Origin of the sequence: Kitasatospora sp. NPDC088351 (genome assembly GCF_040685575.1) — a bacterium.
Taxonomy (GTDB): domain Bacteria; phylum Actinomycetota; class Actinomycetes; order Streptomycetales; family Streptomycetaceae; genus Kitasatospora.
The window spans coordinates 1-14,291 of sequence record NZ_JBFBIL010000100.1 but is presented as its reverse complement, the minus strand read 5'-3'; the positions used below and the strand labels follow the sequence as shown (position 1 = coordinate 14,291).

Annotated in this window: 15 protein-coding genes and 2 pseudogenes; 12 read left to right on the top strand and 5 right to left on the bottom strand. The window is 70.5% G+C overall.

Going from position 1 to position 14,291, the window contains the following annotated elements; all coding sequences use genetic code 11:
• Window positions 1-239: 239 nt before the first annotated feature.
• Window positions 240-623 carry a hypothetical protein gene (locus AB0P06_RS35820; protein WP_363614993.1) on the bottom strand — a complete coding sequence of 128 codons (384 nt, stop codon included), beginning with the start codon at window positions 621-623 and terminating at the stop codon, window positions 240-242.
• A gap of 281 nt (window positions 624-904) precedes the next feature.
• On the opposite strand from AB0P06_RS35820, the gene AB0P06_RS35815 reads away from it, so the two are divergent.
• A complete protein-coding gene (locus AB0P06_RS35815; protein WP_363614991.1) occupies window positions 905-1,351 on the top strand; it encodes a peptidase inhibitor family I36 protein in 447 nt (148 codons plus the stop codon).
• A 910-nt stretch (window positions 1,352-2,261) separates the two neighbouring features.
• Window positions 2,262-3,450: pseudogene (locus AB0P06_RS35810) on the top strand (NF041680 family putative transposase); the annotation flags it as partial.
• Between the two features lie 42 nt (window positions 3,451-3,492).
• Here the strand turns inward: AB0P06_RS35810 and AB0P06_RS35805 are convergent.
• A pseudogene (locus AB0P06_RS35805) lies at window positions 3,493-3,699 on the bottom strand (DUF4287 domain-containing protein); the annotation flags it as partial.
• Between the two features lie 322 nt (window positions 3,700-4,021).
• Between AB0P06_RS35805 and AB0P06_RS35800 the strand changes: the two are divergent.
• From AB0P06_RS35800 to AB0P06_RS35785, 4 genes are all read left to right on the top strand, one after another.
• The gene (locus AB0P06_RS35800) at window positions 4,022-4,837 is read left to right on the top strand and encodes a M9 family metallopeptidase N-terminal domain-containing protein (protein ID WP_363614989.1); all 816 of its coding nucleotides are present in this window, start codon (window positions 4,022-4,024) and stop codon (window positions 4,835-4,837) included.
• Between the two features lie 189 nt (window positions 4,838-5,026).
• Window positions 5,027-6,541, top strand: a complete 1,515-nt coding sequence (locus tag AB0P06_RS35795; RefSeq protein ID WP_363614987.1) for a collagenase — start codon at window positions 5,027-5,029, stop codon at window positions 6,539-6,541.
• Window positions 6,542-6,633: 92 nt separating this feature from the next.
• Window positions 6,634-6,969: a hypothetical protein gene (locus AB0P06_RS35790; protein WP_363614985.1), complete on the top strand. Its 336-nt coding sequence runs from the start codon at window positions 6,634-6,636 to the stop codon at window positions 6,967-6,969.
• Window positions 6,970-7,054: 85 nt separating this feature from the next.
• Window positions 7,055-7,678 (top strand): DJ-1/PfpI family protein, encoded by a 624-nt coding sequence (locus AB0P06_RS35785; RefSeq protein ID WP_363614983.1) that lies wholly within the window; start codon window positions 7,055-7,057, stop codon window positions 7,676-7,678.
• Window positions 7,679-7,698: 20 nt separating this feature from the next.
• On the opposite strand, the gene AB0P06_RS35780 is transcribed toward AB0P06_RS35785, so the two are convergent.
• Both AB0P06_RS35780 and AB0P06_RS35775 read right to left on the bottom strand, forming a co-directional pair.
• On the bottom strand, window positions 7,699-8,022 hold the full coding sequence (locus AB0P06_RS35780; protein ID WP_363614981.1) for an alpha/beta hydrolase: 324 nt from the start codon (window positions 8,020-8,022) through the stop codon (window positions 7,699-7,701).
• 12 nt (window positions 8,023-8,034) lie between these two features.
• The gene (locus tag AB0P06_RS35775) at window positions 8,035-8,478 is read right to left on the bottom strand and encodes an alpha/beta fold hydrolase (RefSeq protein WP_363614979.1); all 444 of its coding nucleotides are present in this window, start codon (window positions 8,476-8,478) and stop codon (window positions 8,035-8,037) included.
• Window positions 8,479-8,613: 135 nt separating this feature from the next.
• On the opposite strand from AB0P06_RS35775, the gene AB0P06_RS35770 reads away from it, so the two are divergent.
• Window positions 8,614-8,901, top strand: a complete 288-nt coding sequence (locus tag AB0P06_RS35770; RefSeq protein ID WP_363614977.1) for a hypothetical protein — start codon at window positions 8,614-8,616, stop codon at window positions 8,899-8,901.
• On the opposite strand, the gene AB0P06_RS35765 is transcribed toward AB0P06_RS35770, so the two are convergent.
• Window positions 8,828-9,118: an ATP-binding protein gene (locus tag AB0P06_RS35765; RefSeq protein ID WP_363614995.1), complete on the bottom strand. Its 291-nt coding sequence runs from the start codon at window positions 9,116-9,118 to the stop codon at window positions 8,828-8,830. The two genes, AB0P06_RS35770 and AB0P06_RS35765, sit on opposite strands and share 74 nt — an antisense overlap.
• A 54-nt stretch (window positions 9,119-9,172) precedes the next feature.
• Here AB0P06_RS35765 and AB0P06_RS35760 point away from each other — a divergent pair, with 54 nt between their 5' ends.
• The 5 genes from AB0P06_RS35760 to AB0P06_RS35740 all read left to right on the top strand — a co-directional run bounded on the left by AB0P06_RS35760 (window position 9,173) and on the right by AB0P06_RS35740 (window position 14,213).
• Window positions 9,173-9,361: a hypothetical protein gene (locus AB0P06_RS35760; protein WP_363614975.1), complete on the top strand. Its 189-nt coding sequence runs from the start codon at window positions 9,173-9,175 to the stop codon at window positions 9,359-9,361.
• A 66-nt stretch (window positions 9,362-9,427) separates the two neighbouring features.
• On the top strand, window positions 9,428-9,877 hold the full coding sequence (locus AB0P06_RS35755; protein WP_363614973.1) for a site-specific integrase: 450 nt from the start codon (window positions 9,428-9,430) through the stop codon (window positions 9,875-9,877).
• A 148-nt stretch (window positions 9,878-10,025) separates the two neighbouring features.
• Window positions 10,026-11,282, top strand: coding sequence for a tyrosine-type recombinase/integrase (locus tag AB0P06_RS35750; RefSeq protein WP_363614971.1), 1,257 nt, complete (start codon window positions 10,026-10,028; stop codon window positions 11,280-11,282).
• Window positions 11,279-13,678, top strand: coding sequence for a site-specific integrase (locus AB0P06_RS35745; protein WP_363614969.1), 2,400 nt, complete (start codon window positions 11,279-11,281; stop codon window positions 13,676-13,678). The genes AB0P06_RS35750 and AB0P06_RS35745 overlap by 4 nt, the downstream gene beginning before the upstream one ends.
• Before the next feature lie 43 nt (window positions 13,679-13,721).
• Entirely contained in the window at window positions 13,722-14,213 is a 492-nt protein-coding gene (locus AB0P06_RS35740; protein WP_363614967.1) for a hypothetical protein, read from the top strand.
• Window positions 14,214-14,291: the final 78 nt, after the last annotated feature.

Sequence of the window (14,291 nt, the reverse complement as noted above, 5' to 3'; positions counted from 1 at the left end):
AGTTGCGCTCGCGTCACACACCACGGTCTACCGGATCAGGACCCGCCGCGAAGGTGAATCACACAGATTGATCACGACCGAATACGCGCCCTAGTCGGCGTTCGCCGGGGCGGCGGCGGCCATGGCCAGCAGCGGGGCCAGCACGGCCACGGCGGCGGCCGCGGTGGCCGGTCGACGGATTCGCATGGTGGTGGACTCTCCTTCGAAGGTGGCCGACGCGTCCCGGAGCCGTCGGCGCATCACGGGAAGGCCGGCTCGGTCGGGACGAGGACGGGCTCGGACGGGACGAAGTTCACGTCACCGGGGAAGAAGATCTGCGCGCCGCGCACGAGGGCGGCCGGCGCGCTGAGACAGACCTTCAGCTGGGTCAGCGCGAACGGCATGCCGCCGACCCAGTAGTTGACGTTGTACGAAGCCATGCACTGGTCGCGCCGGGTGAGCTGCAGCATCGAGGGGTTCGGGGGAAGGACGTCGAACCCGGGGGCGGGCGCCTGCGCGACGTTGATGGGCCCCGGCTGGGTGGCGGGCCCCTGCGCGGCGTGAGCGGTTCCGGCGGCCAGGGCCAGCAGCGGGGCCAGCACGGCGACGGTGGCCGCCGCGGCGACCGGTCGGCGAAGACTCATGGGAAGAACCCTCCTCGGGGGGAACGGAATCGCCGGCGCGCGGCACCTGCCTTCGGTGGCCGACGCCGTGGTCCGAATCCTCGCGGCAGTGGCCGGTGCGGCAACATCCCATGTTTCTGGTCCGTTTCCCGGCGCGACGCGTCGGGAAACGGGGCCTCGGTGATCCGCAGTCATTTGACTGATGCCGCCGCCCGCCCCGCCCGGGCAGTCTCGTGCTGCGGCGGGCCGGACCGGGCCCGCCGCGCACGAGCACTGTCCCCGCCTGGAAAGCGAGTTCCACCGTGGCCCTGAAGTCCTTCAAGCCGGCGACCGCCATCGCGGGCGCGCTCGCCGGGGCGGCGCTGTTCCTCACGGCGGCGCCGGCGTCCGCCGCGGACCCGCCCGACGACGGCTGCCCGGCCTGGGCGCTCTGCCCCTACCAGGACGGCGGCGGCGCGGGGTCGAAGGCGATCGTCGTCCCGCCAGCGGCCGGCGGCAACGGCGAGATCGTGCGCCTCACCAAGGTCCACTTCCCGAACGGGACCCTGGCCAACGACCAGGTGTCGTCCTGGCTGAACAACTCCCAGTGCCAGGTGGAGTTCTGGGACGACCCCTACGGCGAGCTGCACCCGTCCCAGCTCGACTTCACCCCGACCTGGAACTGGGGTGCGAAGGGCGACTACGGCTTCAACACCCCCGACCACCACCTCAACGACCGCCTGTCGGCCGTGCGCTTCTGGTGCCCGTAGCACCCGCCCGCGTCCCGACGCCCCCGGCCCCCGTCCCCGCGAGGTACCGGGGGCGTTCCCGTGCGCCCTCCCGGTGCGCCCTCCCCGGCCCGGGAGCACCACGACGACACCGAAACGCGATCCCATGAAACGCCTACGCCCGGCGGCCGCGCTGCTCGCCGGCCTGCTGCTCCCGCTCGCCCTCCCCGCGCCCTCCACCGCCGCCCTCCCCGCGCTCTCCACCGCCGCCCCCGCCGCGGACGCCCCGGCCGCCGCCGTGACGGCCGGTCCCGGCGCGGAAAAGCCGGACCTGACCTCCGCCAACCGCACGAGCCCGCCCGCCGGCATGCCCGACTGGTCGCGCGTGGGATTCCGCGGCGGCCGACCGCTGCCCGGTGGCGGCGACCTGACCGGAAACGCCGCCTGCCGCATCACCCCGGACCGGCTCGCCTCGCAGTACGGCGTGCGGGCGGACGACGGCGCCGACGACACCACCGGCCTGCAGAAGGCCGTCGACGACATCAAGGCCGCCTGCTCGCCGGACGCCAACTTCGACAGCCTCTCGCTGATCTCCCTCCCGGCCGGCCGGATCGACGTCTCCCGGCAGATCTACGTCGACGCCGACTACCTCGTCCTGCGCGGCCAGGGTTCGGGCACCGGCGGCACCCGGCTGGTGTTCCGCCCCGACGCCGACACCCGCTACGACACCCTGGTCAACGGCCGCTGGGACCAGGACAGCATGAAGGCCGGCAGCGGCAGCGACGTCGGCACCGGCGGCTGGATCCGGCCCGGGCGCGGCATGTTCCGCGTCCAGACCCGGGACATCGCCGAGCGCTACCAGGACGACTGGGCGACCGCCCCCGCCAACCGCAAGGACATCTTCGAGCGCAGCGTCAACCAGCACTGGGCCTCCGGCATCAAGGTCGCCGCCAAGGCGGCCGACGGCCGGATCGTGCTGGCCGTCGACGTGAGCAACTGGCTCCGCCCCGACGCCCCCACCAGCGATGACCGGCTCTTCTGTCACGTCCACGGACGCGGCGACCGCAAAACGGACGAGCTCGTTCCCGGCTGGCCGTACTCCTTCGTCGCCGCCCTGGAGACAGGCCGCACCTCCTGGGTCGCGCTGCTGGACGCCGTGCGCCTCGGGCCGGCCGACGACGCAACCGCCGTCACCGCCGCCCAACTGCGCGATGTCGTCGAGCGGTTGAAACAGGCCGAACAGTGGCAGCCGGGCGACCCGGAGATCCTGATCATGACGGACTCGGGCTACGACGTCGCCTACCTCTCGCACGCTCTCGTGGACCTTCCGATCATGCTGGTCGGGCGCCTGCGCTCGGACCGCGTCATGCTCCGCGACGCGGGCCCCGCACGCTCCACCCCGAAAGGCGGGCGCCCACGTCGGCACGGTGGCGTCCTCACCTTCACGAAGCCCGAGAGCACGAAGCCCGAGAGCTGACATCGGCCCGAGGTCACCACGGTCACGGACACCACCCGCTACGGCACCGCGGAGGCAATCGCGTAGGACCGGATGCACCCCAGGCTCACCCACCGCGGCCCCTGGCTGAACAACACCGAGGAGGAACTGCCCATCTTCCACGGTGCGTTGGTGCGGTTGAAGGTCGAGCGCCTGCCGGGCGACCGGGACCCGAAACCGGTCTGGCTGTGGTGCTCGGCCACCGCTGCCACCGGCGCCGACGCGGACCGCTGGTGGCAGTCGTTCCTGCGCAGATTCGACCTGGAACACACCCTTCCGCCTGATGAAGCAGAGGCTCGGCTGGACCGCCCCGAAGATCCGCCACGCCGACAGCGCCGACCTGTGGACCTGGCTCATCATCGCCGCCCACACCCAACTCCGTCCTGCCCGACCGCTGGCCGAGGACCTCCGCCGCCCCTGGGAGCGGCCCGCCGAGCCCCGCCGCCTCACCCCCGCCCGGGTGCGGCGGGGGTTTCGCAACATCCGCCCGACCACCGCTCGCCCAGCAGCGGCACCGAAACCGTCCCGGCCAGGCCCGGGACGGCCTCCCGGCTCGAAGAACAAGCAACGGGCCACACGTCACGACGTCGGAAAGACGGTCAAACGCGCCGAGTCGATCAAGGAACACCAAACCCGACGAGGATAGATTCCAAGCTGCGGCCGCGCCCCTCCCGGGCCCCTGCTTCCCGCCCTCGTCGAGCGTGTGCTTGACGAGGGCGTTCGCGTGCCCGTGGCCGATCCCGTGCTCCGCCTTCAGCCAGGCGACCAGCTCCATGTGCCGGGTCAGCGGGGAGGAGCGGATCAGCTCCTTCCAGTGCGCGACCGGCTGCCCGCACTTCTGCTCGATGGACGGGAAGTAGCTGGCGGGACCCTTGGCGGCGGGGGTGGCGGTCATGGTGGGGCTCTCCTTCGTTCGTTGTTCACAGGACCGGACGCGGCGCGGAAACTCATCGGCCGCCGAATGTGATCCCGGTCACAATTCAGAGCCCCGGGGGTCGGCCCGGCCGGGGGTGCGGATCGGCCAGTCCGTCCGGTTCGCCGGCCTGCGCGGCAGTGGGCGGACCTCCCGGCCCGCGGTGCGGCGGAGTGGCTGGAAATCGCGTGTCATATGAACTGTGACATTGTTCTGACCCGCGGTCGGTGACAGGATCCACGCCAATCTCCTTCCTTCAGCCCGATCCCACGTCGGGCTGCCCCCACTCGACGAAGGATTCGGCGTGCTCCTGCGCACCAGACTCTCCATGCTCGCGGCAGGCGTCGTCGCCTGTTGCGCCACGGCCACCGCCGCGCTGCCGGCCCAGGCCTTCGCGGCACCCCCTGCCGCCGTCGCCGGGCCGGCCCCCGCCGCCTCCGCAGGCCCGGCCGGCCTGACGGCCCCGGCCGCCACGACGGGGTCCGAGGCCCCCGCCGCGCCCACCGCCCCGCTGCCCCCGGCGCTGATCGGCGCGACGCGCCTGGACGAACCGGCCGCCGCGGCCGGGGCGGGCGCCCCCGCCCTGTCGAAGTCCCTCGCCGCACAGAGCTGCACCCCGGCCGACTTCGCGGCCCGCACCGGTGCCGACCTGGTCACGTTCGTCAAGAACTCGACCACGGACTGCATCAAGTCGCTGTACACCAACGGCAGCGCCGACCCGGGCATCTTCCGGCAGGCCCGGATGCTGTCCGTCGCGGACGCCCTCAAGAGCCTGGCGGCCGGCTACACCGGCGACAACTCGACCGGTATCGCGCAGCTGGTGAAGTACCTGCAGGTGGGCTACTACATCCAGTTCTACTACCCGGATGCGGCCGGCCCGTACACCGGCGAGCTCGCCACCGCCGTCAGCTCCGCCCTGGACACGCTCTTCGCCGGCACCCGCTGGCGCGACGTCACCGAGGACAACGGCCGCATCCTCAAGGAGGTGGTGTGGCTCACCGACAGCGCCAACCTCCAGGCCCGTTACGCGGGCGTCTACAAGCGGATACTGGACGGGTACGACAACTCGTACAACGCGTTCCCGCAGATGATCAGCGCGGTCAACTCCGTGCTGTTCTAACCGCTCTGGGGCGGCTACCGGAACGCGGACTTCGTCCGGTCGCTGGCGGCCGATCCGGCCCTGATCACCTCGCTCGCCGACTTCGCGGTCAACCACCGGGACCTGCTCAACGGTCCCAACGCCGTCCTCGACACCAACGCGGGCAACGACCTGGCCCGGTTCGCCGGTGCGAGCCCCGCCGCCGAGGCCGTGGCCAAGCCGCTGGTGAAGAAGGTGCTGGACTCCGCGCCGCTCCTCACGCCCTACGCGCCGCTGTACGTGTACACGGCCGTCCAGGCGGCCTACTACAACAACGGCCAGTGCTCCTACTACGGCATCTGCGACCTGCGCGCCAAGCTCACCTCCGTGGTGCTGCCGAACCAGCTGGTCTGCGACAACCGCACCCTCCAGGCCCAGGCCCTGTCGGCCGCCGAACTGGCCACCGTGTGCGAGAGCCTGCGCAAGCAGGACGGGTACTTCCAGAGCGTGGTCAAGCACAACGGGCCCATCCCGAACCAGTACGCCAAGACCGTCACCTTCGGGATCTTCGCCAACAAGACCGACTACACCACCTACTCGTGGGCGATCTTCGGCAACGGCACCGACAACGGCGGCCAGACCGTCATGGACGCGACCGACCCGAAAAAGCAGGCCGTGACCGTGATGTACCAGAAGGCCTGGAACGTCAACGACCCCGCGCGGGTGTGGAACCTCAACCACGAGTACACCCACTACCTCGACAGCATCTACGACATGAAGGGCAACTACGACCTCCAGATGTCCGTCCCGGACCTCTGGTGGGTCGAGGGCATCGCCGAGTACGTCTCGCACACCTACCGCGGCGCCACCGACACCGACGCCATGGCCCAGGCGGCCAAGCACACCTACAAGCTCAGCACCCTCTTCCAGAGCACCTACGGCAACTCGGACTCGACCCGCACCTACCCGTGCGGCTACCTGGCCGTCCGGTACATGCTGGAGAAGCACCCGGCCGACGTCCAGGCCATGCTGGCGCGGTTCCGCGCCGGTGACTACCCCGGCGGCTACGCGGTCTACAACAACGTCGGCACCTCGTACGACGCCGACTTCGACGCCTGGCTCGACGCCTGCGCCGCCGGCGCCTGCTACGCCGCCGGCCCGAACGCCCTGTTCGACACCACGGTGAACGGCGCGACCGTCAGCGCCAGCGAGCGGTCCGTGCAGACCGGCCCGGGCCGGATCACCTCCTGGCGCTGGAACCTCGGCGACGGCACCTACTCGGACGAGCGCAACCCGAGCCACACCTACGCGCAGGCCGGCAGCTACACCGTCGCCCTGACCGCCACCGACGACACCGGCCGGGCCGGCACCACCGCGGCCACGGTCACCGTGACCTCCGGCGGCCCGGTCACCCTGCCGAACTGCACCGAGCCGCGCAACGACGCGATGGGCAAGAACTGCTCGCGCAGCGGCCGCGCCGCGACCGCCGGCAACTCCGACTACCTGTACGTCTACCTGCCGGCCGGCACCACCACGCTGAAGGTCACCACCTCCGGCGGCACCGGTACCGCGCACCTCTACTACAACGCCGACACCTGGGCCTCGCCGAAGGCCTTCACCGCCTCCTCCACCGGCAGCGGCACCACCCAGTCCCTCACCGTCACCAACCCGACGGCCGGCTACCGCTACCTCAGCCTGTACGCCGTCACCGACTTCAGCGGCGTCACGGTCAGCACCCAGTACTGACCGCCCGACCAGCACTACTGGCGCCCGGCCGGGACTCCCCGGCCGGGCGCTCCGCACGCCCGGAACCGCCGGTCACGCCCTAGCATCGGCGGATGACCGACGAGAACCGCGACTGGAAGTCCGACCGCATCGGCAGCGCACTGCGGGGCCGGAACCCCACCGGCATCCGGCGCCTGGACGCCGGGTTCGCGGTGGCCGGGGACGGGCGGTTCCTGCCCGGGTACACGATCCTGCTCACCGACCGGCCGGGGGTGCAAGGGCTCTCCGACCTGCCCCGGCCCCGCCGGATCGCCTACCTGGAGGACCTCGACCGCCTCGGCGAGGCCGTCGAGCGGGCCTGCCGGGCGGCCGACCCGGCCCACGCCCTCACCGCCGCCCACGACCCGATCCGGACCGCCATCGGCGCGGAGCTGGATGCGCTGAGGTAAAGGCCGGTGGTGCAGACCACTCGTTCTCGTGAATCCGCTGACCGGGGCTGGGACGGGAGGCCAACTCGAGCCTACGCTGCGGGACATGGACATCGCCATCGTGCTCTTCGACGACTTCGAGCCGCTCGACGCGATCGGCCCCTACCAGGTGCTCGGCTACCTGCCGGGGGCCGCCGTGCGGTTCGTGGCGGCAGGGGAGACGGGGCCGGTGGCCGACAGCATCGGGGGGATGCGGCTGGACGTGCCCGCCCGGTACACGGACGTCGAGGCGTGCGACGTGCTGCTCGTCCCGGGCGGGCACGGCACCCGGCCGCTGATGGACGACCAGGCGTTCCTCGACTGGCTGCGCCGGACGCACGCGACCACCCGGTTCACCGCCTCCGTGTGCACCGGCGCGCTGCTGCTCGGGGCCGCCGGCCTGCTCGACGGCCTCGCCGCCACCACGCACTGGGCGGCCGCCGGCGAGCTGGCCGGGTTCGGTGCCGCCTACACCCCCGAACGGGTGGTGCGCCGGGACCGGATCGTCACCGCGGCCGGCATCTCCGCCGGGATCGACATGGCGCTCCACCTCGCCGCCCTCCTCACCGACGAGACCACCGCCCGGGCGATCCAGCTGCACGCCGAGTACGACCCCCGGCCGCCCTTCGACAGCGGCTCCTGGGCGAAGGCCTCGCCCGCCGTGCGGGAGCGGATCAAGGAGCTCGGGTAACCGCCGGCGGCCCCGGGCCGCTACGTGTGCAGGAAGGACTCCAGGGCGGCGGCCAGGGCGACCGGCGTCTCGTGCATCGGGTAGTGGCCGGAGGCGGGCAGCTGTTCCACCTCGGCGTTGGGGTAGTGGACGAGGAAGGTGCCGCGCATCGCGTCGGCGGTCAGCAGGAGGTCGTGCTCGCCCACGAACACCCGCACCGGCACGGGGTTGCCGGCGATCCGGTCCACCAGGTCGGCGGTGGTCCAGTCCCGCACGTAGCCGCCGAAGGCCTCCCGGGTGGACAGCTCCAGCGAGCTGTCCACCATCCGGTCCAGCCAGACCCGGCCGGCCCGCCGCCCGGTCACCCGGTCACCCGGTCACCCGGTCACCCGGTCCAGGATCTCGTACCGCTTCGCCCGGTCCTCGGCCGCGCCGTAGAACAGCGCCTCGCCCTCCGCGTCCATCGGGTACGGGCCGGCCGGGACGGGCGCCAGCCCGGCCAGCTTCCGCACCCGGTGCGGCGCCCGGGCGAGCACCTGCTGGACGGCCTTGCCGCCCATCGAGTGCCCGACCAGCGAGAACTCCGGCCAGCCGAGCTGGTCGGCCAGCGCGAGCGCGTCGTCCGCGATCTCGGCCAGCGTGTAGGCGCCGGGCACGTCCTTGCGCTCGCCGTAGCCCCGGTAGTCGAGGAACGCGTAACAGAAGGCGGAGCCGTCCAGGTAGTCCGGGAACGGGCCCCAGCCGGCGCTGGTGCCGAACCAGTCGTGCAGGACCAGCACCTTGTGGGCGCCGGTGCCGACCAAACGGTGAGGGATCGTCATGCGGGGCTTGATGCCCGTTGCGGGTGATCCCCGAACCCGGCGCACCCCCGGCAGCCCCACCTCGGCATCGACGTCCCCGATCTGGCCGCCGCCGATTCGGTCTGGGAGCCCCTCGCCCCGCTGGCACCCGTCGCCGTGGCCGGGCAGACGACCGCGGGCGAGCCGGGCGGCGCCGCCGTTTTGGGAACCCCGGCCGACGCCCTGGTGGAGACCCTCAGCCTGGCGGCCGTCGCCGAGGCGATCGAGGACACCGTCCAGCGTGGGCTCGGGGTGTCCCACGCGTGGGACACCGCTGACCTGGTCCTGCCGGTGCGCGCGGTCGTCGACCTGAAGGGCCGCGTTGCCGAGCTCACCGCCCTGGTCGCCGAGCGCCTCGCCGACGCCCACCAGGAGGCCGGCGACGCCGTGCTGTCCGCTTGGTGAAGTCGAAGTCCTCCAGCCGCTTGGGCCGCGGGAAGCGGGCCAGCCGCAGGAGCCGCTGCTGACGGCGTACGTCGCGGTCGGCGAGCTCAACCTGCAGAAGGTCGAGGAGGAACTGCTTGTAGGTGGCCTGCTCGCGGCGGGCCGTGCCCGCGAGTTCGATGAACCGCTCACGGAACGCGGGCAGCTTCAGGTCCCGGCATGCCTCGTCGATGAGCATGTCCTCCGGGCCGCCCGGCAGGGACACCCTCCTCTGCGGGATTCGGTCCTACGCTTGACCGGCATCCGCAACGAGGAGCTCCTGGAGCTGACCCACCACAGCATCACCGAATACCGGCTCCCCAGCACCGGCGAAGTCGTGCCCCTGCTGCAGGTCGCCCCGTCCAAGACCGACAGCGAACGGCTCCTGCTGGTCAGCCCGGAACTGGCGGACGTCCTTTCCACCATCGTCTGCCGCCTGTGAGGAAGAAGCCGCGCGATCCCACTGGTAGCCTCCTACGACGTCCACGAGCGGGTCTGGAACCCGCCCATGCCGCTGCTGTTCCAACGCGATATCGGCACCGAACACCGCGCTTTCACCCCGACTGCGCTGCGCAAGCTGCTGATCAACGCGCTGGCCGCCACGGGCCTGACCGATGCCGGCGGCGAACCCCTCGTCTTCTCCCCGCACGACTTCCGCAGGATCTTCGTGACCGACGCCATCATGAACGGCCTGCCACCGCACATCGCCCAAGTGCTCTGCGGACATAAGAGTCTTGATACGACGATGGGCTACAAGGCGATCTACCCCGCCGAGACCATCGAGGCCCATCGCGCCTTCATCGCCCGCCGCAGGGCAACCCGACCCAGCGAAGAGTATCGAACCCCACCGAAGAGGAATGGGACGCATTCCTTGCGCACTTCGAGAAACGCAAGGTCTCCATCGGCACCTGCGGTCGCGCCTTTTCAAGCCCTTGTATTCATGAACACGTCCCGTTGACCGAACTAGTTTGGGCTCCCTTCCAGGTCAACTCATAGTGACAACAAGGGGGTTGTGGCTACCGCTGGCGGGTCGCGGTGACTGCGCGTGTGGTGGTGGATCTGGTTTCATCGCGTGTCGTCGAGTAGGTCGACCCGTGGAGGAATGGATGCCAGAGCACAGCACGACGGTCCGGGACGTGGCGGCGCTGAAGGTGGCGCGGGTCGGCCGCGTAGAGAAGAGCGATGACCCGCTGCGGCCGTTCCGGCTCGTAGACGCTGATGGCACCGAGGTGGCTGCGGTCAGTGAATTCCTGCATCACATGCTCGCCGACGACGCGAGTCCGACGTCGCTGCGGTCCTACGCCTATGAGCTGTTGGCGTGGGTCCGGTTCTTACGCGCCGTGGACGTGCCCTGGTATCTCGCGAGCCGAGTCGAGGCCCGCGACTTCGCGCTGTGGCTGAAGACCACGAAGAAGCCGCCGCGCCAGCGCCGTCCCGATGCGCCCGCCCCGGGATCGGTGAACCCGGTCACGGGGAAGGCCGCGCCCGGCGAGAACTATGCCGCTCGGACCAGGCGGCACGCTCGCGCGGTGATCCGCTCGTTCTACGAGTACCACCGCGAGACCCACGGCCGACCGCTGATCAACCCGTTCCCACAGGGCGGGGCTGCCGACGAGGGGAGCCCGAATGCGCATCACAACCCGATGCAGCCATTCCGGCAACCCTCGCGCCGGGGCACCTATCAGCCCAAGGAGCCCAAGCCGACCCCGCGGATCATTCCTGACCAGGCGTTCAACGACCTGTTCGCCGCGCTGAAGTACAACCGGGACAGGGCTCTGATCGCGTTCTACATCTCCACCGGCGCCCGCGCCTCTGAACTGCTGGGTGTCCCGCAGGGCCTGGTCGCGCCCGGGGGCCAGACGATCGGCGTGGTCCGCAAGGGCAGCCAGGTCCTGCAGCACCTTCCCGCCTCCGCCGACGCATTCGTGTGGCTTCGGCTCTACCAGCAAGAACTGCGCGGCATGGTCCCCAAGCACCCGTCGGAGCCACTGTGGTGGACGCTGCGACGGCCCTTCCGCCCGCTGGAGTACGACGCGGCCCGGATGGTCTTCACCCGAGCCAACCAGCTACTCGGCGCGAACTGGACCCTGCACGACCTGCGGCACAGCGCGGCCAAGAGGATGGTCCGCGATCCGAACCTAACCCTCGCCGACGTGCAGTGGGTCATGGGACATGCCCACATCACCACCACGGAAATCTATATCGCTCCCACTCCCGACGAGGTCGTCGCCCACCTCCTGGCCCACCACGAGCGGCAGCGCACCGAGCAGGCCAAACCGCCAGCCCCGCCGGCGCCGGGCTACCGCCCCGAGGTGCTGGCAGCACTGTTCGGCACATCAACCGCGGGCGGGGAGAGCCGGTGAACCCGACCGCGAACGTCGACGTCGCCAGGCCCGTCGAACCACATGAGGTGGGAAACGCGCTGGAGTGGGAACCGCGAGTCGGCGAAGCGAGCTGGTGGCAGACCCGTCAGAGCCGAGAGAGCCTGGTCGAGCGGCTGCTTGGACTGTTCACCGACCCCAGTGCGGGCCTGACCCGAGACAAGACCCGGCGGCGGGGCCTGGGCAAGCTGCTGGACTGGCTCGAAGGCCAGCCCGGAGAGACCTGGCAGGATCGCTGGATGGCCAGCGGGGCTGACGACGCCGGCTTCGAGTGGACCGATCTGCCCCTGCAGGGACGCGGCACACCCAAGAGCCACTGGCGCGATGAACTGGCCACGGGACTGGTGCTCCTGGTCGCTGGGCAGGCCATCCGCCCCAGCTACCCATGGCTGCTGCGGCAGCGTGCGACGGTGATGCTCACCGAGTCCCGAGCCGCCAGCGACCCCGATACCTTCCAGCGACTCGAACGACTGGCCCAGCACGCGACACCCACAGCCAGGTCCGACGCCCTGAATAAGCTCACCTGGATCGTGATCCGAAAGGGCGGCCTGGTCAGCGACATCACCGTCGGCGACTGCATCGAGCTGACCACCGCGCTGGAGGAACACCACTTCCGGGGCAGCGCGGGCCGGCCACTGTTCTACGCCCTACTCAAAGAGACCAGCGTGCTCCCGGCCAGCGCACCGCTGCGGCTGCGGGCGCTTCGCATCGAAGGCCGCCGCAGCGTCGAGCAGATCGTCGACGCGTACGGCATCGAGTGCCGGGCCGTCCGTAACCTGCTGGTCGAGTACTTCACCGAGCGGGCACCCGAGCTCGACCACGTCTCGCTGCGTTCCATCGCCCGCAACCTGTGCCGGTTGTTCTGGCGCGACCTGGAGATCCACCATCCCGGCATCGAGTCACTGCGACTGACACCTGAGGTCGCGCAAGCGTGGAAAGAACGCCTGGCCTTCATCCGTGACGCCCAGGGCCACCCGGTGCGGCCGCGGGTGAACTTCCGCAGCGAGCTGGTGTTCATCCGAGCGTTCTACCAGGACATCGCCCGCTGGGCCGCCGACGATCCGGCACGGTGGGCGCCCTGGGTCGCGCCGTGCCCGATCAAGGCGAACGAGTGCGCGACGAAGAAGTCCAGGTCCGGGGTGAAGTCCCGGATGGACCAGCGGACCAGGACCCAGCTGCCGCTGCTGCCCGCCCTGCTTCGCGCCGTCGACCGGCAGCGCAAGGACGCCGATGCCCGCATCACCGCGGCTCGCGCGACGCCGGCCGGTGGACGGTTCCTCGTTGCTGAGGAGGAGTTCGAGCGCTGCGGGTCCGGGCAGGCCCGCCGCATCTACGTCACCGAGGTGGCCACCGGCAGGCGGCGGAATCTGACCCACGAGGAGGAGGCGGCGTTCTGGTCCTGGGCGACGGTGGAGGTGCTGCGGCACACCGGCATCCGGATCGAGGAGCTGCTGGAACTCACCCACCACAGCTTCATCGCCTACACCCTGCCCACCACCGGCGAGGTGGTTCCGATGCTGCAGGTCGCCCCGTCCAAGACCGATTCGGAGCGCCTGCTGCTGGTCTCCCCGGAGCTGGCGGAGGTGCTGACCGCGGTGATCTTCCGGGTCCGGGCCGGGAACGCCGCCCTGCCGCTGGTGTCGGCCTACGACGTGTTCGAGCAGACCTGGAGCCCGCCCATGCCGTTCCTCTTCCAACGCCGGTACGGCACCGAGGACCGGCCGCTGACCCGCAGCTACATCCGCGAGTGCCTGGTCGCGACCTCGCAGTCCGCCCAGATCACCGTGGCCGGCGACCCGCTCGAATGGCGCCCCCACGACTTCAGAAGGATCTTCGTGACCGACGCCATCCGCTCCGGACTGCCCCCGCACATCGCCGCGAAGATCTGCGGCCACACCGCTTTGGACACGACCATGGGGTATGCCGCGATCTACCCGGAGGACGTGATTTCCCATCACCGGGCCTTCATCGCCCGCCGCAGAACGGAGCGGCCGAGCGAGGAGTACCGCGAGCTCACCGCCACCGAGTGGGACGAGTTCCTGGCCCACTTCGAACTGCGCAAGGTCGCCCTGGGGACCTGCGGCCGCGACTACGCGACCCCGTGCCAGCATGAAAACGCCTGTGTCAGATGTCCCCTACTGCTCGTGGACCCGGCCCAGATGCCACGCCTCCAGGAGATCCACGCCAACCTCGTCGACCGCCTCCAAGAGGCCAGGGACCAGGGCTGGCTCGGCGAGGTCGCCGCCATCGAGACCACCATGGCCGCCGCCGCCCAGAAGCTGGAGGCCATGCGCGACCGTGCAGCCCAGCCGTCCACCGTCCACTTGGGCATGCCCGACACCCGCCGCATCGTTGCTCGCATCGACCTCGGGCAGTGAAATGAGGATGCGGAGCAGCAGCTCTGAGCACTACAACAAGGAGATGACCGTCTTCCTTTGTTCCAAGTGCGGCACAGCGATCACGTCGGAACTGATCGAGCTCATTACCATCCCCGACCTCCCGGACCGCGAGCAGAATCGGGACAAGAAGACCCGTCGGGCGCCGTCCACCCTCCAGCAGGGGTATTACGCGATCGACCCCGAGCCCTGGGGGGCTCCCTATGTCGTGCAGGACGATCAGGAGAACCCGAAGCCGGCTCACTCCCGCGGGTTCATGATCAGCCGTGAGGAGGGGTTCGTCATCTCGGCGGGCGCCACAGGCACAGTGCTCGCGCACCCCGAGGACGCGCCCGACCTCCAACCCCTGCCCGGCTGGGAGAACAGTTACGGGTGCTGCGGGCCGACTGGCGACTCAGGACTCAACCGAGCCTGTCCTTGCGGAGCTCCGGTCGCCACGCTCGCAGCCGACTGCTTCGGGCCCTACGAACTGCACCTCGACCCCGTCCGGACATACGCGCTCTCAGAGGGCGTTTGATGTGAACGGATTGCCCTTTATACCCTAGTAAGTCCCTCGCCAGGTTGGTGTGGTCTCGTCCGTTATGCGCTTGGCGAG

Bases quoted from the DNA above. Each gene is read 5' to 3' on its own strand.
- AB0P06_RS35750 (WP_363614971.1), top strand. From the start codon at position 10,026: ATGCCAGAGCACAGCACGACGGTCCGGGACGTGGCGGCGCTGAAGGTG.
- AB0P06_RS35740 (WP_363614967.1), top strand. From the start codon at position 13,722: ATGACCGTCTTCCTTTGTTCCAAGTGCGGCACAGCGATCACGTCGGAA.
- AB0P06_RS35775 (WP_363614979.1), bottom strand. From the start codon at position 8,478: ATGACGATCCCTCACCGTTTGGTCGGCACCGGCGCCCACAAGGTGCTG.
- AB0P06_RS35785 (WP_363614983.1), top strand. From the start codon at position 7,055: ATGGACATCGCCATCGTGCTCTTCGACGACTTCGAGCCGCTCGACGCG.
- AB0P06_RS35790 (WP_363614985.1), top strand. From the start codon at position 6,634: ATGACCGACGAGAACCGCGACTGGAAGTCCGACCGCATCGGCAGCGCA.
- AB0P06_RS35755 (WP_363614973.1), top strand. From the start codon at position 9,428: ATGCCGCTGCTGTTCCAACGCGATATCGGCACCGAACACCGCGCTTTC.
- AB0P06_RS35820 (WP_363614993.1), bottom strand. From the start codon at position 623: ATGAGTCTTCGCCGACCGGTCGCCGCGGCGGCCACCGTCGCCGTGCTG.
- AB0P06_RS35765 (WP_363614995.1), bottom strand. From the start codon at position 9,118: ATGCTCATCGACGAGGCATGCCGGGACCTGAAGCTGCCCGCGTTCCGT.